14 protein-coding genes, 2 tRNA genes and 3 rRNA genes are annotated in these 18975 nt (G+C 44.6%); 7 read left to right on the top strand and 12 right to left on the bottom strand.

Annotated features, from left to right (window positions below; translation table 11 throughout):
- Window positions 1–10 precede the first annotated feature (10 nt).
- Entirely contained in the window at window positions 11–976 is a 966-nt protein-coding gene (gene kwaB, locus AC1DO4_RS15525) for an anti-phage protein KwaB (protein WP_477417345.1), read from the top strand.
- 516 nt (window positions 977–1492) lie between these two features.
- Here the strand turns inward: kwaB and AC1DO4_RS15520 are convergent.
- The 7 genes from AC1DO4_RS15520 to AC1DO4_RS15490 all read right to left on the bottom strand — a co-directional run bounded on the left by AC1DO4_RS15520 (window position 1493) and on the right by AC1DO4_RS15490 (window position 9084).
- A complete protein-coding gene (locus AC1DO4_RS15520) occupies window positions 1493–2284 on the bottom strand; it encodes a glycine-rich domain-containing protein (RefSeq protein WP_477417343.1) in 792 nt (263 codons plus the stop codon).
- A gap of 559 nt (window positions 2285–2843) precedes the next feature.
- A 5S ribosomal RNA gene (rrf, locus tag AC1DO4_RS15515) occupies window positions 2844–2955 on the bottom strand.
- A 241-nt stretch (window positions 2956–3196) separates the two neighbouring features.
- Window positions 3197–6076 (bottom strand): 23S ribosomal RNA (locus AC1DO4_RS15510).
- Window positions 6077–6354: 278 nt separating this feature from the next.
- A tRNA-Ala gene (locus AC1DO4_RS15505) sits at window positions 6355–6431 on the bottom strand.
- Window positions 6432–6544: 113 nt separating this feature from the next.
- Window positions 6545–6619: transfer RNA gene (locus AC1DO4_RS15500), tRNA-Ile, on the bottom strand.
- Between the two features lie 318 nt (window positions 6620–6937).
- Window positions 6938–8459 (bottom strand): 16S ribosomal RNA (locus tag AC1DO4_RS15495).
- Together the 16S, 23S and 5S rRNA genes with 2 tRNA genes alongside form the textbook arrangement of a ribosomal RNA operon.
- Before the next feature lie 358 nt (window positions 8460–8817).
- Window positions 8818–9084 (bottom strand): hypothetical protein, encoded by a 267-nt coding sequence (locus AC1DO4_RS15490; RefSeq protein WP_477417341.1) that lies wholly within the window; start codon window positions 9082–9084, stop codon window positions 8818–8820.
- A gap of 128 nt (window positions 9085–9212) precedes the next feature.
- Between AC1DO4_RS15490 and AC1DO4_RS15485 the strand changes: the two genes are divergently transcribed.
- Window positions 9213–10592 (top strand): methyltransferase RsmF C-terminal domain-like protein, encoded by a 1380-nt coding sequence (locus tag AC1DO4_RS15485; protein ID WP_477417339.1) that lies wholly within the window; start codon window positions 9213–9215, stop codon window positions 10590–10592.
- A 58-nt stretch (window positions 10593–10650) separates the two neighbouring features.
- Here AC1DO4_RS15485 and AC1DO4_RS15480 read toward each other — a convergent pair whose 3' ends face one another.
- Genes AC1DO4_RS15480 through AC1DO4_RS15470 form a run of 3 tightly spaced genes read right to left on the bottom strand, consistent with a single transcriptional unit; the run spans window position 10651 to window position 13079 of the window.
- The gene (locus AC1DO4_RS15480; RefSeq protein WP_477407640.1) at window positions 10651–11013 is read right to left on the bottom strand and encodes a CoA-binding protein; all 363 of its coding nucleotides are present in this window, start codon (window positions 11011–11013) and stop codon (window positions 10651–10653) included.
- Window positions 11014–11043: 30 nt separating this feature from the next.
- Complete coding sequence (locus AC1DO4_RS15475) at window positions 11044–11532, bottom strand: DinB family protein (RefSeq protein ID WP_477417337.1); 489 nt, start codon at window positions 11530–11532, stop codon at window positions 11044–11046.
- The gene (locus tag AC1DO4_RS15470; RefSeq protein WP_477417335.1) at window positions 11529–13079 is read right to left on the bottom strand and encodes an NAD(P)/FAD-dependent oxidoreductase; all 1551 of its coding nucleotides are present in this window, start codon (window positions 13077–13079) and stop codon (window positions 11529–11531) included. Before AC1DO4_RS15470 ends, AC1DO4_RS15475 begins: the two co-directional genes overlap by 4 nt.
- A gap of 176 nt (window positions 13080–13255) precedes the next feature.
- On the opposite strand from AC1DO4_RS15470, the gene AC1DO4_RS15465 reads away from it, so the two are divergent.
- The 4 genes from AC1DO4_RS15465 to AC1DO4_RS15450 all read left to right on the top strand — a co-directional run bounded on the left by AC1DO4_RS15465 (window position 13256) and on the right by AC1DO4_RS15450 (window position 16385).
- Window positions 13256–14155, top strand: coding sequence for a LysR substrate-binding domain-containing protein (locus AC1DO4_RS15465; protein WP_477417333.1), 900 nt, complete (start codon window positions 13256–13258; stop codon window positions 14153–14155).
- A gap of 72 nt (window positions 14156–14227) precedes the next feature.
- Entirely contained in the window at window positions 14228–15280 is a 1053-nt protein-coding gene (locus tag AC1DO4_RS15460; RefSeq protein ID WP_477417331.1) for an NAD(P)/FAD-dependent oxidoreductase, read from the top strand.
- 2 nt (window positions 15281–15282) lie between these two features.
- Window positions 15283–15591: a 2Fe-2S iron-sulfur cluster-binding protein gene (locus AC1DO4_RS15455; protein ID WP_477417329.1), complete on the top strand. Its 309-nt coding sequence runs from the start codon at window positions 15283–15285 to the stop codon at window positions 15589–15591.
- A 71-nt stretch (window positions 15592–15662) separates the two neighbouring features.
- Window positions 15663–16385 carry a hypothetical protein gene (locus tag AC1DO4_RS15450; protein ID WP_477417327.1) on the top strand — a complete coding sequence of 241 codons (723 nt, stop codon included), beginning with the start codon at window positions 15663–15665 and terminating at the stop codon, window positions 16383–16385.
- 166 nt (window positions 16386–16551) lie between these two features.
- On the opposite strand, the gene AC1DO4_RS15445 is transcribed toward AC1DO4_RS15450, so the two are convergent.
- Window positions 16552–16989, bottom strand: coding sequence for an RrF2 family transcriptional regulator (locus AC1DO4_RS15445; RefSeq protein ID WP_477417325.1), 438 nt, complete (start codon window positions 16987–16989; stop codon window positions 16552–16554).
- Window positions 16990–17531: 542 nt separating this feature from the next.
- Between AC1DO4_RS15445 and hmpA the strand changes: the two genes are divergently transcribed.
- On the top strand, window positions 17532–18743 hold the full coding sequence (gene hmpA / locus AC1DO4_RS15440) for an NO-inducible flavohemoprotein (protein WP_477417323.1): 1212 nt from the start codon (window positions 17532–17534) through the stop codon (window positions 18741–18743).
- On the opposite strand, the gene AC1DO4_RS15435 is transcribed toward hmpA, so the two are convergent.
- On the bottom strand, window positions 18735–18974 hold the full coding sequence (locus AC1DO4_RS15435) for a hypothetical protein (RefSeq protein WP_477417321.1): 240 nt from the start codon (window positions 18972–18974) through the stop codon (window positions 18735–18737). The two genes, hmpA and AC1DO4_RS15435, sit on opposite strands and share 9 nt — an antisense overlap.
- Window position 18975: the final 1 nt, after the last annotated feature.

Genomic DNA, 18975 nt, shown 5'->3' with positions numbered 1-18975 from the left:
AACCACAAAAATGATCACATTAATCGAAGTACGCCAACAAATCCAAGAATTATTGAATAATCCTGCGGATTCAGGATTAGTTCTTTATCCTGTTTTATCAAATGACGATGATATTGATATTATAAGATTGGCGGATATCGCACCAGAAGCAGCTGAAGAGCTAAAATCAATGATATTGGAATATCTTCAAGAAAAATTTATCGCTAACCAAGATCTTCATTTCACAAATATTACCGATGCCGATGAACGAAGAAACACGGCTTTCTTTTACGATCTAAATGAAAAACCAGTTGGTTTAAAAGTTTTAGATTTGGTTTTAGCAAATGAAGACCAGCCTGAATTTTCCTTTAATGAAGATGATTTAAGTAAAATTAAAGGGTTCGTTATAACTATCGGCAACGATGGAAATACGATAGCGCTTTATAAACGTCATCACCACCTAAGCACTCTAAAAGCAGATAGGACATTTGGAATGTTTAAATCCGATCATCGTTTTGTTAAAATGGATGAAGATATTATCAAGCTTTCTAAAACCATAGATTTCTTACAAATTGGAGCAGAATTAGTTGTTGCAAATTTAAAAGCATTAGAGGATGGTTTTGGTTATGAAGAAGTTATTAGAAGCCAAGCAGCAGCAAATATACAAGCTATAGAAGCTATCGGACTATTAGATGATATTAATCCACTAATTGAAATGGCTACTGATTTGCGTCAAGCCAAACATATAATGCGTATTAAAAGAGATTCTCCCGTAATGCAATTGCCTATTGAAACAGTGATTCATTTTGTTCAGTCACATAGACCTATTATGCGTAAATTTAGATTATCCGATGATGGAACTAGATTAAAATTGGACACAGCTGTTTCTAAAAAACTATTCCTGGCTTTGATGAATGATGACCTTTTAACTTCGGAACTTACAAGACTATACTATGCAGGTTTGGCAAAGGACAAAATGGAGGTTGAAGAGGAATAGTGTTATTTAATTTTCTTCGGCCACCGCAAGTGCCGTCCCCGCTCCCGCAAGCACTTCCCGCTGCCGCAGGCCTCCAGGCCTGTGTGCCCGCATGCAAATCACGATGTTGTTCTATAGCGTTAAGCCTGTTTATTTCCCTGCGTTCGCGTTAGGGATTGAAATGGGTACCGGCCCACGAGCCTAAGGCCTGCAGGCGTATGAATGTAAAGCCCGGCCCCGTTTCTATCAACGGGGAAACGCCCATGGGGAAGTAGCAAGTAGTTAGTATCAAGTAGCAAGATAAGATGGACAAAGGACTTTTGGACGAAGGATTTTGGGATAAGGGCTATTTAAATGCTAAACGCTAAGATAGATGGACAAAAGACAAAGGACTTTTGGACGAAGGATTAACATGGTTGAGGGCTTACGCCGTTTTTTGGACTTTCGGACTTTTGGATGTTCGGATTTTCAGACTCCGGACCTCGGGCTTTGGACTTCGGACTCCAGACTTCGAACTCCGGACTTTCCGACCAAAAATCAATCTCCGCCGCCGCAACCGCTGCATCCCGAAGCCGAACAGCCCGAACAGCCGCTACCGCATCCGCTGTGGCCGCCACCATCGGCGTGATGCCCGGTGTGGCTGTCATTGCCGGTACCGCAGCCGCCGTCATCGCCGTCGGTGCTGTCGCCATTTTTATTATTTTTGCCATTGCTGCGGTAACCCGCTATTACAATAACAATGATAGCCCCAATAAGAAGCGCCTGGAATACAGAGGCTTCTGATGCCCGGATAAAAAATGCCGCGGCAATAATAAGCATGAGCTGGATTGCCTGCCGGCTGCCGATGCGTGGCTTTGGCAGCAGCCAATACCTGCTGGTGTTTACACGCCGGAAATGGATATCGGTAAAGCGTGTTTGGTTATCGGGCCAAATGTCGGCCGGGGGTGCTGTGTTAAATGTTTGGGTATACAGGCGGCTGGCATCGGTATAGTAGTGGTTATATTTTGCCGCTTCGGCCTTGCCGCCCCTGGTTGGGTTATGGTGAATTTGGCGGCCGAGGACGTTTTGGCACAAACCGGTCCAGTACGATTGGGTAAAGGTTAAATGCAGGTGCCAGGCCTGGTCAACAGCGTCGGAAGGGGTTACCCCGCCCGGGCTTATACAGCAAAGAAAGATAAACTTTTTATATTCGGTGATAACGCGAGCCGTATAGGCGGCGGTCCAGCCATTTTCGCGGGCCAGTCTTTCCGAAAAAGTGAAATCAGCCCCGGGGTCATCCAATTGAAAATTTTGGATACTCTGCCAAAGTTGTGCCTGTTGCAGTGTCATTGGTTTAAGGTTATATGTGCTAAAAGTAATAAAAGGAACGGATAGATGGACAAAAGACAAAGGATTTTTAGACGAAGGATTTGGGAGAGGAAATATTTAAATGCTAATCTATAAATTCCAAAAATCATCTGCACATCTGAAATTTGAAATCTGCACATCTGCATGCGCCCCAACCCTACAAATATAGCACCCGCCATCCAACAAAGTGGTGACACTACTTTGTCAGTACCTGGAAGGTGTTCCAAAAGGTAACCGGCGGAGCATTTCGACGTCCCGGCAGGCAGCCGGGATGGTGGATTAAGGTTCCAAAAAGGGAGTCTTTAATAATCCTCACATAAACCTCGATATTTCTGCACTTTTCTGCACTTTTTCTCTTTAAAATAACCCTAAAAGTCCCCCTTTTCTGATCATTTATAGCACGAAACTGCTTGTTGTAAGCTAATCGCCTTCTTTTTGAATTTTGACTTTTGAATTTTGAATTTTGAATTAAGGGTGTACCCTGGAAATAAAGGTGCACAAAAAAGCCCTTGACCGTTTCCGGACAAGGGCTTGATTTAAGATTGGGCACCGACCTACTCTCCCACGTTTTACCGCAGTACCATCGGCTCTGGCGGGCTTGACTTCTCTGTTCGGAATGGGAAGAGGTAGACACCGCCGATATAGGCACCTGAATTTCTTTTGAGCGGAAAGCTCAAGGCTCAAAGCATAAAGCTTTTTCGCCAATTCATTAGTTTGTTTGCTGCTTCGCTTTTGGCTTTACGCCTTTAGCTTTCAGCTAACAATGACATATTATTGAAAGAAGTTCTTGATTAAAGAAAACAACAGTATTAGTTTTTGTCAGTGAGGGGATTCATGTATGATCAGTATTGCTACTCACCATTCACTACTCACCCCTCACCATTATTACCTGCTATGAGAAAGCTTCGGGCAATTAGTATCACTCGGCTATGATGTCACCACCTTTATACCTATGACCTATCAACGTAGTAGTCTCCTACGACCCTCAATGGAAGTCTCATCTTGTGGCTAGTTTCGCACTTAGATGCTTTCAGCGCTTATCTATTCCCAACGTAGCTACTCTGCAATACAGCTGGCGCCATAACAGATTCACCAGAGGTTAGTCCAACCCGGTCCTCTCGTACTAAGGTCAGCCCCACTCAAACTTCCTGCGCCCACAACAGATAGGGACCGAACTGTCTCGCGACGTTCTGAACCCAGCTCGCGTGCCACTTTAATGAGCGAACAGCTCAACCCTTGGGACCTTCTCCAGCCCCAGGATGTGACGAGCCGACATCGAGGTGCCAAACCTCCCCGTCGATATGAGCTCTTGGGGGAGATCAGCCTGTTATCCCCAGCGTACCTTTTATCCTTTGAGCGATGGCCCTTCCATGCAGAACCACCGGATCACTATATCCGTCTTTCGACCCTGCTCGGCTTGTCTGCCTCACAGTCAAGCAAGCTTATGCTATTGCACTCCACGTACGGTTACCAAGCGTACTGAGCTTACCTTTGAAAGCCTCCGTTACCTTTTTGGAGGCGACCACCCCAGTCAAACTACCCGCCAAACAATGTCCTCCGCAATGCAGAGTTAGACACCAAATACAGAAAGGGTGGTATTTCAACGTTGACTAACTGACTCCTAGCGAAGCCAGATCACAGTCTCCCACCTATCCTACACATCCTGTATCCGATATCAATGTTAAGTTGTAGTGAAGGTGCATGGGGTCTTTCCGTCCCGTTGCGGGTAACCGGCGTCTTCACCGATACCACAATTTCACCGAGCTCATGGCTGAGACAGCGCCCAGATCGTTACACCATTCGTGCAGGTCGGAACTTACCCGACAAGGAATTTCGCTACCTTAGGACCGTTATAGTTACGGCCGCCGTTTACCGGGGCTTCGATTCAATGCTTCGAATTGCTCCTAACATCCCCTCTTAACCTTCCGGCACCGGGCAGGTGTCAGGCCATATACGTCATCTTTCGATTTTGCATAGCCATGTGTTTTTGTTAAACAGTCGCCTGGGCCTTTTCACTGCGGCTTCCATTGCTGAAAGCGCCCCTTCTCCCGAAGTTACAGGGCCATTTTGCCGAGTTCCTTAGCCATGATTCACTCGAGCACCTTAGGATTCTCTCCTCGACTACCTGTGTCGGTTTACGGTACGGGTTTTTATAACCTGAAGCTTAGCGGGTTTTCTTGGAAGTCTGATTACCTGAACTATTACCGCCTCCGAAGATTTGGTATACTATCAGCTTTCAGCATGGTCTGCGTACTTAACTACAGTCCATATACCTACGGCCTTTAACGAACTATTCCGTCAGTTCGCGTCAGTGTCACTACTCCGTCACCGCATCGCAGTTATAAAAAGTACTGGAATATTAACCAGTTGTCCATCGGCTACGCCCTTCGGCTTCACCTTAGGCCCCGACTAACCCTGATCCGATTAGCGTTGATCAGGAAACCTTAGTCTTTCGGTGGGCGGGTTTCTCTCCCGCCTTATCGTTACTTATGCCTACATTTGCTTTTCTATAACCTCCACAGTCGGTTGTCCCTCCTGCTTCGCCGGTATATAGAATGCTCCCCTACCAGATACATTAATGTAAATCCATAGCTTCGGTATACTGCTTGATGCCCGTTTATTATCCATGCCCGATCGCTCGACTAGTGAGCTGTTACGCACTCTTTAAATGAATGGCTGCTTCCAAGCCAACATCCTAGCTGTCTGTGCAATCGGACCTCGTTAGTTCAACTTAGCAGTAATTTGGGGACCTTAGCTGATGGTCTGGGTTCTTTCCCTCTCGGCCCTGGACCTTAGCACCCAGAGCCTCACTCCAGCGTATATTAATAAGCATTCGGAGTTTATCTGGATTTGGTAGGATTTGACTCCCCCGCACCCAATTAGTAGCTCTACCTCTTATTAACTCAACCGCCAGGCTGTTCCTAAAAACATTTCGGGGAGTACGAGCTATTTCCCAGTTTGATTAGCCTTTCACCCCTACCCACAAATCATCCGGAAACTTTTCAACGTTTATCGGTTCGGTCCTCCAGTACCTGTTACGGCACCTTCAACCTGTCCATGGGTAGATCACAAGGTTTCGCGTCTACCTCCCCTGACTATACGCCCTATTCAGACTCGCTTTCGCTTCGGATCCGTGTCTTAAACACTTAACCTTGCCAGGAAAGAGTAACTCGTAGGCTCATTATGCAAAAGGCACGCCGTCACGGAACAAGTCCGCTCCGACCGCTTGTAAGTACACGGTTTCAGGTTCTATTTCACTCCCCTGTTCGGGGTTCTTTTCACCTTTCCCTCACGGTACTGGTTCACTATCGGTCTCTCAGGAGTATTTAGCCTTACCGGATGGTGCCGGCAGATTCCCACAAGGCGTCTCCGACCTCGCGGTACTCAGGATACCACTATCCAATTATTCATTACCCGTACGCAGCTCTCATGCTCTATGGCCGGGTTTCCCACCCCGTTCCGGTTTTGTTTAATTYTCATGTTGTGGTCCTACAACCCCAATTATGCCGTAACATAATTGGTTTGGGCTTCTTCCCTTTCGCTCGCCACTACTCAGGAAATCATTATTATTTTCTCTTCCTCTGCTTACTTAGATGTTTCAGTTCAGCAGGTTTGCGCATTTATGCAATTAGTCTTCAACTAATTAGGTTTCCCCATTCAGAAATCTACGGATCAAGTCTTATTTGCAGATCCCCGTAGCTTATCGCAGCTTATCACGTCTTTCATCGCCTCTGAGAGCCAAGGCATCCCCCGTGTACCCTTTCTTACTTTCTTCTACTATACCGCCTTTTGCTCGGTATGTATGCTTTTTGATCAGATTGCCGTTCATTGGTTCACTCGTTCATTAGTTCATTGGTATTGCTACCTCTTTACCTTTGTCCTYGTAATCCTTTAAAGCCAACAACCGTCTCTATACTGTTGTCTTCTCTTTTTCAATTACTTCTTCCAATATGTCAAAGAACGTTCGATTAGATTTGAGTATTGAGATTTGAGTATTGAGATTTGACTTGCGTCTTGTCTCATATCTCATATCTAACATCTCATGTCTGATCTGGTGGAGAATAACGGATTCGAACCGTTGACCCCCTGCGTGCAAGGCAGGTGCTCTAGCCAGCTGAGCTAATCCCCCTTAAGATGTGCCGAAAGCTGAAGGTGTAAAGCATAAAGCTTTTTCCTTGCTCTCTTTCTTAGCCTGAAGTTTCCTGCTTGCTGCCTGTGGCTTTCTGCTTTCCGCTCCTATCGTAGTCCCGAGCAGATTTGAACTGCTGACCCCTACATTATCAGTGTAGTGCTCTAACCAAGCTGAGCTACAGGACTMTTTATTTTTAGTTCGCAGTTCTGAGTCTTAAGTTCTGAGTCTTAAGTCTTTTTTGACTCATGACCTYCGACTTCCGGACTGCATCCTGCCAACCGTGTCCTTTCGCTTCCTTTCGGCTGCACCACTGATGGCTTCATCTTTTGGGTTTCCTTTTTGTGTTTAATTATAGATGTGAGATATTAGATTTGAGTATTGAGAGCAGCTTCATTTGCATTTGGCTTTTATCTCACATCTCATATCTGACGTCTCATATCTATTTTAAGAAATAATCATGTAGGTAACTTGTTACGATAKCTTCGTTACTGATACTGCTCCAGAAAGGAGGTATTCCAGCCACACCTTCCGGTACGGCTACCTTGTTACGACTTAGCCCCAGTTACCGACTTTACCCTAGGACGCTCCTTGCGGTTACGCACTTCAGGCACTTCCAGCTTCCATGGCTTGACGGGCGGTGTGTACAAGGCCCGGGAACGTATTCACCGCGTCATTGCTGATACGCGATTACTAGCGAATCCAACTTCACGGGGTCGAGTTGCAGACCCCGATCCGAACTGTGAATGGCTTTWKGAGATTGGCATCCTGTTGCCAGGTAGCTGCCCTCTGTACCATCCATTGTAGCACGTGTGTAGCCCCGGACGTAAGGGCCATGATGACTTGACGTCGTCCCCTCCTTCCTCTCTATTTGCATAGGCAGTCTGTTTAGAGTCCCCACCTTAACGTGCTGGCAACTAAACATAGGGGTTGCGCTCGTTGCGGGACTTAACCCAACACCTCACGGCACGAGCTGACGACAGCCATGCAGCACCTAGTTTCGTGTCCCGAAGGACTTGAGCGTCTCTGCTCAATTCACTAACTTTCAAGCCCGGGTAAGGTTCCTCGCGTATCATCGAATTAAACCACATGCTCCTCCGCTTGTGCGGGCCCCCGTCAATTCCTTTGAGTTTCACCCTTGCGGGCGTACTCCCCAGGTGGAATACTTAACGCTTTCGCTTAGACGCTGACCGTATATCGCCAACATCGAGTATTCATCGTTTAGGGCGTGGACTACCAGGGTATCTAATCCTGTTTGATCCCCACGCTTTCGTGCCTCAGTGTCAATCAAACCATAGTAAGCTGCCTTCGCAATTGGTGTTCTGTGACATATCTATGCATTTCACCGCTACTTGTCACATTCCGCCTACCTCTAGTTCATTCAAGCTCATCAGTATCAAAGGCACTGCGATAGTTAAGCTACCGTCTTTCACCCCTGACTTAATAAGCCACCTACGCACCCTTTAAACCCAATAAATCCGGATAACGCTTGGATCCTCCGTATTACCGCGGCTGCTGGCACGGAGTTAGCCGATCCTTATTCTTACCGTACATTCAGCTCTGGTCACGACCAAAGGTTTATTCCGGTACAAAAGCAGTTTACAACCCGTAGGGCAGTCTTCCTGCACGCGGCATGGCTGGTTCAGGCTTCCGCCCATTGACCAATATTCCTTACTGCTGCCTCCCGTAGGAGTCTGGTCCGTGTCTCAGTACCAGTGTGGGGGGTCATCCTCTCAGATCCCCTAAACATCGTAGCCTTGGTAAGCCGTTACCTTACCAACTAGCTAATGTTCCGCATGCCCATCTTAATCCTATAAATATTTGATCACATTGCAATGCTGCATCGTGATGTTATGCGGTCTTAATCTCTCTTTCGAGAGGCTATCCCCCTGATTAAGGTAGGTTACATACGTGTTACGCACCCGTGCGCCACTCTCAAGGAAAGCAAGCTCTCCTATCCCGTCCGACTTGCATGTATTAGGCCTGCCGCTAGCGTTCATCCTGAGCCAGGATCAAACTCTCCATTGTAAAATGTGTGTTTAACCACTGACCCTATTATTAATAATAGAATCTGTATAATTATGTATCTTTATACAGTATCTAAACTCTTTGTTATCATAACTCATCCGCCTTTTGCTTCCTGCTTTACGCATTCCGCTTTCAGCTTCTGTGTTACTCTACATGATTTTCTATTTCTTAAAAGAACTTTTTCGCTTCCCCGTCCCGGTTCCGCTATATAATCTTTACAAGTTGCCTTGTCTGATTTGTCATTTTTGTAAGGCCAAGAATCGCTCTCAAACCCTTTCGATTACTCGTTAACCAATGCTAACTTTCTTCCCTCTTTTCTTATCGCCAGAATTGCTCAGACTCAACTTCTTTCGCTCTCTCAAGCACCCTTCCGTTTGGGTCTGCAAAGGTAGAAACCTTTTCCTATTTTCCAAAACTTATTTTTTTTATTTTGTTTTGGCCCTAAATCGATCATTTTCACTAAGTCTTCCTCTTCGATTGCGGGTTGCAAAAGTGCGAATTCTTTTCCGATTTGGCAAGTGATATATTCACTTATTTTAATCTTTTTTTTATTCGCTAACTCTTCAAAAAACAACGCCCTTTTTCTTGAGCGGCCACAAATGTACACAGAAAACCAGTTACGCACCAAGAGAAATTTTCAAATAATTAAAACAATCTTCCAAGTGCCTGTAAACTAACCTCAAATTCGCCTAATCTGTACAGTATTACCTTATAAAGAATAGCATTTATTGAATTTGTATATTTACAAGGTATATGAGCAACTACCGGTTTCCCGATAATTTCCTGCAATCATTGAGCGCAGAAAATGGATTTGACGAAGAAAATTTCATCAATGCACATCAACTTGCTGATGCGCCTACCTCTATAAGGTTGAACCCTTTTAAGCCTTCGGCATTAAAAACAGGCCAACAGGTGCCCTGGTGTACCGATGGTTTTTATTTAAACACCCGTCCATCCTTCACTTTCGATCCGCTTTTTCATGCGGGTTGTTATTATGTACAGGAGGCATCCTCGATGTTTATCGATCATATATTTAAAAATATCCGCCCAAACATCGACGAAGCAGTAAAAGTACTTGACCTTTGCGCTGCTCCCGGAGGCAAAAGCACACTGCTAAACTCGGCCATCAATGCCGATGACTTGTTAGTGGCTAACGAAATTATTAAAACCCGCGTACCTATATTAACTGATAACCTTAGTCGTTGGGGACAAGCCAATGTTATCGTCAGCAATAACGACCCTAAAGATATTGGCCGACTTAAAAGCTTTTTTGATATTATCCTGGTTGATGCCCCTTGCTCCGGCTCGGGAATGTTCCGGAAAGACCCACAGGCAATGAACGAATGGTCGGAAGCTAACGTAGAGCTTTGTCATCAGCGGCAGGAAAGGATCCTGGCTGATGTGTTGCCCGCCTTAAACGAAGATGGATACCTTATATATAGCACCTGCTCCTATTCGCACCAGGAAAACGAAGATATACTGGATTGGCTTTGCCAGGAATTTGACATGGAAAGCGTACGTATACCTATATATAAGGAGTGGGGAATTGTTGAAACGCAATCAGCCCGGCAAAAAGCATGGGGTTACCGCTTTTACCCGGGGCAGGTTAAAGGTGAAGGCTTATTTGCCAGTTGCCTTAAAAAGAACTCCAACACCGGCGAACTGGGTACCTTTAAAAACAATATGCATCAAAAAATAAGCAGTACAGAAATTGACCTGGTAAAAACCTACATCAACAATCCGGATGATTTCTATTACTTTAAAGTGAATGAGGATTGGCTCGCTATTAATCGCGTACATAAGGAAAGTCTGAATATCTTACAGCGACATCTGTACCTCAAAAAATCGGGGGTACGTGTGGGCAAACTGATGGGTAAAGACCTAATACCCGATCATGAACTTGCTTTAAGTACCATTATTAATAAGCACGCTGTTTTGCAAACCGAACTAACTTATGACCAGGCCATCCAATACCTGCGCCGTGACAACATCAATCTCAATTCTACCGAAAAAGGCTGGAGCCTGATGAACTTTGATGGACATGTTTTGGGCTGGGCTAAGCTGCTACCTAACCGGATCAACAATTATTATCCGAAGGAAATAAGGATATTAGCAAGCCCGCCAACCCTCTGAAGGGAGAACTCCAATTAGTGTAGCTGAGCAAATTTTATACCCTTTCGGGAGAGGCATGTTAATACTGCCCTGTTGACAAGAGCACCAGTGTACACGCATTCTCCGTTTCAATCCCCTTTTCGTTGGCCATGCGGCGCAGTTCTGAATTTTCGGTACCGGGATTGAAGATTATACGTTTGGGTTTGGTGTTTAATATATAATCGTAAAGCGGCGGTTGATTTTGGGGGCCTATATATAAGGTAACTGTGTCAATATCATTATAAATAGTTTCCGCCTTCTCAATAGGTACACCGGCTATTTCACCGGTTTTTATACCTACATTAACTATGGTATGCCCGTTGCCCACCAAACGGTTGGCAGCAAAGTTGGCGTACCTGCTGGTATTGGGTGTTGCCCCTAATATGAGTGTTTTTTTATTCATATTTTTTTGGTGATTTCACCAATTATTAAATCAGTGAAATCCTAATATCCTGTTTAACAATGCTATTTGGCCGGAGTGATATATATGATGCTGAATTAATCCATTAATCAGTTCTTCATAACTAACACCACTGCCCTCTTCGCGGTTTCGTTCGTCTGTTGTTGGTTCATCCCATTGTTCCTGCGGGAAGTTTTGGATAATGCCAATCAAATTTACGTTCACCAGCTTTAAATCTTCAACATAGTTTTGCCATTTTTGTTCGTCGGGAGCGCCGGTCTCGGGCCAATCGCCGCTCGTGGGAATACCTGATGGCAAGCCATTCATCCTGTCCATTACTTCCTCCGTCCAGGCTATCATATGCAAAACAATCTCGGCGATATTGTGTACCGATCCAGGTGGTTTTTCATAGGCTGCTTCGAAACTGATACCTTCAACAATCTCATAAACCGGCGAGCCATACCAGGCATCGCCCGATAATATTTTTTGTAATTCGCCACTTAATTTTTCAGAAATGGTCATGCTAATATTTTTAAAGTTGCCAATGCACAATTGATACCATCAATCGCAGCAGAAATAATGCCACCCGCATAACCGGCGCCCTCCCCGCAAGGAAATAATCCCTTTACCTGGGGATGCTGTAAGGTTTCCTTATCTCTCGGAATTTTTACCGGCGATGACGTACGCGACTCTACCCCAACCAAAATAGCCTCATTAGTATAGTATCCCTTCATTTTTTTGCCAAAAGCCGGCAATGCTTTTTGCAGCCGTTTATGGATCCATCCGGGTAATACTTCTTTGAGTTCGGTGCTCTTAGTGCCAGGCAGATAAGAATTTAGTGGAAGATCATTGGATAACCGACCTTCAACAAAATCAACCATGCGCTGGCCTGGAGCAACCAAATTGCCTCCGCCTGCTTTAAACGCGGCACGTTCCACCGCTTGTTGAAAACCCAGCATTTTAAACGGGTCGCTATCATCCCCTGTAACATCTTCCATATTGATCTGCACCACCGTGCCCGAATTGGCAAAAGGGTTGTTCCGTTTAGATGGGCTCCAGCCGTTCACTACAATTTCGTTTTCCCCGGTTGCACATGGGGCGATGATGCCGCCCGGGCACATGCAAAATGAAAATACTCCCCGGTCATCTACCTGCTCAACCAGGTTATAATAAGATGGTGGCAGATCAGGCCCGCGGTATTCACAGTGATACTGTGCACGATCGATAATTTCCTGCGGATGCTCTATCCTGACACCTAAAGCGAAAGGTTTAGCTTCTATTAATATATTTTGATGATGGAGCATTTCAAACACATCCCTTGCCGAGTGACCGGTTGCCAGGATTACGGCATCTGCGGTCATTTTTTCGCCGGATGTCAGCTTTACTCCTTTTATCTTGTTAAACTCTACCAACAGCGCGGTAACTTTGGTATCGAAATAAAATTCACCACCGGCGTTCAATATGGTTTCTCGCATAGCAGTGATGATCTGGGGCAGCTTATTGGTACCGATGTGCGGGCGGGCATCTATTAGTATGTCCTCGTCGGCACCGTGGGCCACAAACATTTTGAGCACCTGGTTCACGTCTCCCCGCTTGGTAGACCGGGTATACAATTTACCATCCGAGTAGGTACCTGCCCCGCCCTCACCAAAGCAATAGTTAGATTCGGGATTTACCAAGCCTTGTTTATTGATATTGGCCAGATCACGACGACGTTGTTTAACATCCTTGCCCCGCTCCAAAATAACCGGCTTTAGTCCAGATTCGATACATTGCAATGCAGCAAAAATCCCTGCGGGACCAGCACCCACAATGATGACCGGCCGGCCAAATTGTACATTGGGGTAATGTACGATATGGCTTTCGGGCTGATATGGCTGATCGATATATACCTGCACCATCATGCGGTAAACCACTTTACGACCGCGCGCATCTATGGACCGTTTTAAAACTTTAACTGCCGATATTTTTTGAGGCTGCATACTTAAAGCCGCCGCCACGAGGCGTTTAATCACCGCTTCGTCTTCATGTTGCCCGGGAGGGCATACTATCTCAATTTCTTTTGTCATGCTGATGCCGGGTTTTTATCCCGGATTGAGAACAAAGGTAAAGAAAAAAGAACACGCAAAGGTTCCATATCGAGTCCCTGTCTCACAATAAACTAACCTAATCCGCTAATTATAAACCAGATAATAAATTCAAACTGTTCCTGTGTGTAATAATTAAAAGCTCTAAATTTAACCCGATGATCTTCGATTTCAGGTTAAAGGTATTTTATACGGTTGCACAGCGCCTGAGTTTTACTAAGGCGGCTAATGAGCTGTATATTACCCAGCCAGCTGTTACCAAGCACATTAAAGAGCTGGAGCAACAGCTTAATGTACAGCTATTTAAACGCAATGGCAACAATATAGCGCTTACTACGGCGGGTAAGGTGCTGTTACAATATGCCGATAAGATATTCCAGACTTATACCGCCCTTGAAACCGAACTGGCACAGTTAAATAACATTGAAGCCGGCACACTGCATATAGGCGCCAGCACTACAGTGGCCCAAACCATATTACCCAAAATACTGGCGTTATTTAAGAAAACCTATCCCGAGGTTACCTTCAATTTTATACAGGCTAATACCGATCATATTTCACAAATGATCCTTGACGAAAAATTGGATATAGCGATCATCGAAGGCTCATCCCACTTACCTCAGCTGGCCTATTCGCCCTTTGCCAAAGACGAAATAGTGTTGGTTACCAAGGCAAACAATAAGTTATCAAAAAAGCCAGAGATCAGCCCGAAACAATTATTGGAGATCCCACTCGTGCTTCGCGAGGCAGGTTCGGGTACGCTGGATGTTATTTATGATGCACTGGCGGGTGTGAATATCAGTCCTAAAGACCTCAATATCGAGATCCAGCTGGAAAGCAGCATCGCCATAAAACAGTACCTTTTATACTCAGATACAGCTACTTTCCTGTCTATCCAGTCGGTAGTAAGTGAGCTGAAATATAATGAACTTAGCATTATAGCGATTAAAGGATTGGAGATCTTCCGCACCTTCCAGTTCATCCAGCTGCATGGTAAAAACAGCAAACTTGTTGAACTTTTTAAACGTTTTTGCCTGGCCAATTATAACTTAAAGTAATCATGCATTACTTTATATCATTTGGTTGTCGTTTTTTTTGAAGACATCTTTGTGTACCAAAAAAATTCAGTTATGGACACAAAAAATCCAACTTTTGTCGAGAAAAATCTAACAAATAACGATATTTATACAGATATCTGTATCATCGGCGCAGGGCCGGTTGGATTGTTCGCAGTTTTTGAGGCGGGGCTGCTAAAAATGCGCTGCCATTTGATTGATGTGCTGCCCCAGGTGGGCGGTCAGCTTTCCGAGATCTACCCGCACAAACCTATTTATGATATTCCCGGCTACCCCGAAGTTACCGCCCAGGAATTAGTGGATAAGTTAATGGAACAAATTGCTCCATTCCATCCCACTTTTAGTTTGGGCGAACGGGTAGAAACCCTTAACCGCCATGACGACGGATCATATACCATCCAAACCAATGATAACACTACCGTGCACTGCCAGGTGGTGGTAATTGCCGGTGGACTTGGCTGCTTTGAGCCACGCAAGCCCGAGATTGACCGCCTTACTGATTTTGAAGGCAGAGGCGTAGCCTATATGGTTAAAAACCCCGAACTATTCCGCAACCGTAAAGTGGTTTTGGCGGGTGGTGGCGATTCTGCATTAGACTGGGCCATTTTCCTGGCTAATGTTGCCGAAAGGGTTACACTGGTTCACCGGGGCGATACTTTCCGTGGTGTTCCGGATTCTGCCGAAAAGGTTTTTGAACTGGCTAAGGAAGGCAAGATAGACCTGATCCTGAAATCCAACGTGGTAGCCTTAACCGGCGAAGGGCACTTACAGGAGATCACCCTGCTGGACAAGAACAACGAGGTGAGCCATATAGCCGCAGATCATTTAATCCCGCTGTTTGGCCTCAGCCCCAAACTGGGACCAATTGCCGACTGGGGTTTAAATATCGACAGATCTGCCATTGTGGTAAACACCCTTGATTACAGCACCAATGTTGACCGCATTTATGCCATTGGCGATATCAACACCTATCCGGGTAAATTAAAGCTGATACTTTGTGGTTTCCACGAAGCGGCGCTGATGGCCCAAAGCGCATTCAAATACGTTTACCCCGAACAAAAACTGAGTTTTAAATACACCACCGTTTACGGCGTAACCGCCTTTTAGCTATGATAAACTTAATTATTGAAGACCGCAAAGGCGATCGGCTGCCTGTAGAGATCCCCGAAGGGATTAACCTGAGCCTGATGGAAGTTTTAAAAGCATCCGAATATGATGTGCTGGCTACCTGCGGCGGTATGGCCTTGTGCGCCACCTGCCACATACAGGTATTGGAAGGCCCCGAACAATATTTTAATGCAACTGATAACGAACTCGACATGCTGGATACCTTGCCCAATGCAGATGAACATAGCCGCCTGGCCTGCCAGATGCGGGTTACGGAGGAGATGGATGGTTTGGTGGTGAGGCTAAAATGAGTAGCAAGTAGTTAGTATCAAGTAGTAAGACTGAAAAACTCGCATTATACATTCTAATACAAACCTTATCCATGAATATAATTAAGGTAATACAGGAAACCGCTACCTGGATAGAAAAAGTCAACAATGACTTTAATACCAACCTGTTCCGGTCTTCAGAATTATCACCTCGTTACTATTATTATGAAATTCCGGATGCTGAAAAGCTTTCCGTCATTGACCGGGTTATTTCAACACGGTCGGCCTTGTTAGATGAATCGGGGATAGACTTAATTCCCGTTTCTGAATTGCACCATTATGGCCGGATTATGGTATTTGATCCGGATTCAACAGTGGTCGATGGTGCACCTGAAGCGGGAAGCGCATGTTATGTTGATATAGGAGACACCCCGCCATGGGATACCTGGCTGGCAATTGGAGGGCAATTAAACCATATACATTTTTATAAACCTGGTCATGATATCAACGCTACTTTTTTGATAGCCTGGGTGCCTAATTCACATTATTTTTATGCCAATTGTGCAATGAAGGTTGCATGTATGGATAACTTCGCATGGCCATCAAACGAGTTTATAAGTAGCAGATACGATTCCATAAAGGAATTGTTTATCAAGCCCGGGATTACAGAGCTGAATTCGGAGCCTTTTTGTTCTGATAAAACGAGCAAAATACTTAATGTTGTGCAGGAAGAATTAGAGCGTAACTCCAAATTGTATTATAGTGCCGTTAACGACCAATATGAGGTTAAGAAATCATTTTGGGGTAAGTTGGCTATATGGAAAGCGAGAAAATGAGCTTGCACTTTTGTCTCCTCAGGGCTACGAACAAATTGCCGACCTTACCCCGCTTGAATTTGCGAAGGATGAAAAATAATATTTAAGCTAAAAGCTGAATGCAGAAAGCCCAAAGCTTTTGATTGAGGGGACAGAAGTGTTTTGAGGCTACAGGGTTAGCATTTCCCTATTTTTTTAATGACAACAAACCATCAATCAGCTCGGTGTTAAACTCGCCTATGGTGGTTGTATTTAATAAAATGTGAATCCGGTCCCTGATATCTTTAAACTCGTTGTGTAGAGGGCAAGGGTTCACTTCCGAGCATTGTTTAAGCCCTAAAGCACAACCATAAAACAAGCTGTCGCCATCAACGGCCTCTACAATATCACTTAATGGCCTGCTTAACGAAGGCGGCTCTATAAAAAAACCACCATGAGGACCTTTAAACGAACTGATGAGCCCCTTTCTGCTTAAATCCTGTAATATTTTAGCCAGGTATAACTCTGGCGAATCGATGCCGGTTGCAATATCCTTTATACTAACCCTGCCACCTGCAGCTGTTTTATGAGCTATATAAAACACCGCCCTTATAGCATACTCGCATGTTTTTGAAAAAATTGCCATCCTGTAAGAAGCTGTCTAAATTTGATTTTATTAATGTTTTTATTCTTCTAATGCAGCACATATCCATGCGTCATTGCGAGTAACCACCAGGATAATCCTGGAAAAAATGGGGATGACGTGCTGGCTTTAAACCAAGCAATTGGCTTTGCATGCTGGCAACGACTCACCCCGGCTACGCTATGCTGGCCGACCCTCTCTCCGGCTGTGCCGCAAAGAGGGTGAAGCTCAATTTTTGTTTTATTGCCCCTCTATGCGACGCAGTCGGAGGAGGGGCAGACGTCCGTTAGCTAACGGATCGTCGGGGTGAGTCGACTCGCAGCCATGCAATATTCCTCATTTCCCCTTCATATTTTCGCGAACTTTTACAACTCGGCAATGACGGTCTGTTTTTTTATTTTTAGCCATCCTGTAAAGCAAAGATAAGAATTAATAAAAGATATTTTTGTCTTTTATTAATTAAAGCTTAGATTTGCCCTGTTGAACAACCAGACATCTTAAACAAGTAACCTTATTTAAGATAAAAAGGTATTAATATATTTATTATGACAAACGATCAAAAAGCGCTCATCCTTGCCACCGTTCCGATTTTGAAAGAACACGGCGTATTGCTAACCACTCATTTTTATGGCAGGATGTTTAAACACAATCCCGAATTAAAAAACATGTTTAACATGGGAAACCAGCAAACAGGTAAACAACAAACCGCCCTGGCTATGGCTGTACTTGCTTATGCAGAAAACATTGCCAATCCATCTGTACTGTTACCCGTGGTTGACAGGATTGGCCAAAAACATGTCAGTTTAGATATCCGCCCGGAGCATTACGCCATAGTTGGCAACCACCTGCTGGCATCTATCAGCGAGGTTTTAGGTGATGCCGCTACACCCGAAATTTTAGAAGCCTGGAAAGTAGCTTATAACCAGTTAGCCGCATTAATGAGCGGTCATGAGGCAAACTTATACCAGGACCAGGTTTTAAAACCAAACGGCTGGACAGGCTGGCGCTTGTTTAAAGTAGGACGTAGAGAAATGGAATCGGCAGAAATATGTTCCTTTTATTTATACCCAGCCGATGGCGGGAAGGTCCCGCGTCACAAACCGGGGCAGTACATCAGTATCAAACTCTTTCTTCCGCAGCTAAACATAAGCCAGGTACGCCAATACAGTATTTCAAGTGCGCCAAATAATGATTATTACCGTATTTCTGTTAAACGGGAAGCAGGCGTAAACGTTGATGTTAATGGCATGATAAGCAATTTACTGCATGACGAAATTACTGAAGGTAAACAGGTAGAGCTTACCTCGCCGGCAGGCAATTTTATCCTGCCCGATAATTTAGATACGCCCGTAATGTTTATTAGTGGTGGAGTTGGTTTAACTCCTTTGATGAGTATGGTGCAGCACTTAACCCAAAAGGGAACAAAACAGCCCATTACCTGGCTTCATGGTTGCCGTAACGAATCGGTACATGCCTTTAAAGACAATATCAATGAGCTGGCAATTAACAATGCAAATTTTAACCAGCATATTTTTTATGATGTAACATCTAAAGAAAATATTGCCGAAAACATTTATGATGGCCATTTAAATATAAACAGGATTAACAACCTGCATCACCATCCCGAAACCCGTTATTATGTATGCGGGCCCTCATTTTTTATTCAGAAACAGTTTAATGATTTGAAGGAATCAGGAATAAATGCCGACAAGATCTTCTTTGAAGAGTTTGGCCCGCAGCTGTTACAGCTAAATTAAATTCCATCTCTTATCTTGTAAAAACCCCGCCACAAAATTAAATTTGAGGCGGGGTTTATTGTTTCGGGTCCCCCCAACAGCGTAAGCCAATTTCACGTTAAGGCGCAAAGAAAAAATAAACAAATCAATTTGCGTCTCTGCCTCTTTGCGTGAAAAACGACTTAACTTAATAGCATTGAGGAGACCTTGGGGAAACATAATCAATAGCAATCCGTTTATTTCTACCATCATA

It is taken from the genome of Mucilaginibacter sp. P5_A6 (genome assembly GCF_056400585.1).
The sequence above is the reverse complement of the archived record's forward strand: the minus strand, read 5'-3'. Positions and strand labels throughout refer to the sequence as shown.

Coding starts and splice junctions, on each gene's coding strand:
- kwaB (WP_477417345.1), top strand. CDS start 11: ATGATCACATTAATCGAAGTACGCCAACAAATCCAAGAATTATTGAAT.
- AC1DO4_RS15520 (WP_477417343.1), bottom strand. CDS start 2,284: ATGACACTGCAACAGGCACAACTTTGGCAGAGTATCCAAAATTTTCAA.
- AC1DO4_RS15485 (WP_477417339.1), top strand. CDS start 9,213: ATGAGCAACTACCGGTTTCCCGATAATTTCCTGCAATCATTGAGCGCA.
- AC1DO4_RS15480 (WP_477407640.1), bottom strand. CDS start 11,013: ATGAATAAAAAAACACTCATATTAGGGGCAACACCCAATACCAGCAGG.
- AC1DO4_RS15475 (WP_477417337.1), bottom strand. CDS start 11,532: ATGACCATTTCTGAAAAATTAAGTGGCGAATTACAAAAAATATTATCG.
- AC1DO4_RS15470 (WP_477417335.1), bottom strand. CDS start 13,079: ATGACAAAAGAAATTGAGATAGTATGCCCTCCCGGGCAACATGAAGAC.
- AC1DO4_RS15465 (WP_477417333.1), top strand. CDS start 13,256: ATGATCTTCGATTTCAGGTTAAAGGTATTTTATACGGTTGCACAGCGC.
- AC1DO4_RS15460 (WP_477417331.1), top strand. CDS start 14,228: ATGGACACAAAAAATCCAACTTTTGTCGAGAAAAATCTAACAAATAAC.
- AC1DO4_RS15455 (WP_477417329.1), top strand. CDS start 15,283: ATGATAAACTTAATTATTGAAGACCGCAAAGGCGATCGGCTGCCTGTA.
- AC1DO4_RS15450 (WP_477417327.1), top strand. CDS start 15,663: ATGAATATAATTAAGGTAATACAGGAAACCGCTACCTGGATAGAAAAA.
- AC1DO4_RS15445 (WP_477417325.1), bottom strand. CDS start 16,989: ATGGCAATTTTTTCAAAAACATGCGAGTATGCTATAAGGGCGGTGTTT.
- hmpA (WP_477417323.1), top strand. CDS start 17,532: ATGACAAACGATCAAAAAGCGCTCATCCTTGCCACCGTTCCGATTTTG.
- AC1DO4_RS15435 (WP_477417321.1), bottom strand. CDS start 18,974: ATGATGGTAGAAATAAACGGATTGCTATTGATTATGTTTCCCCAAGGT.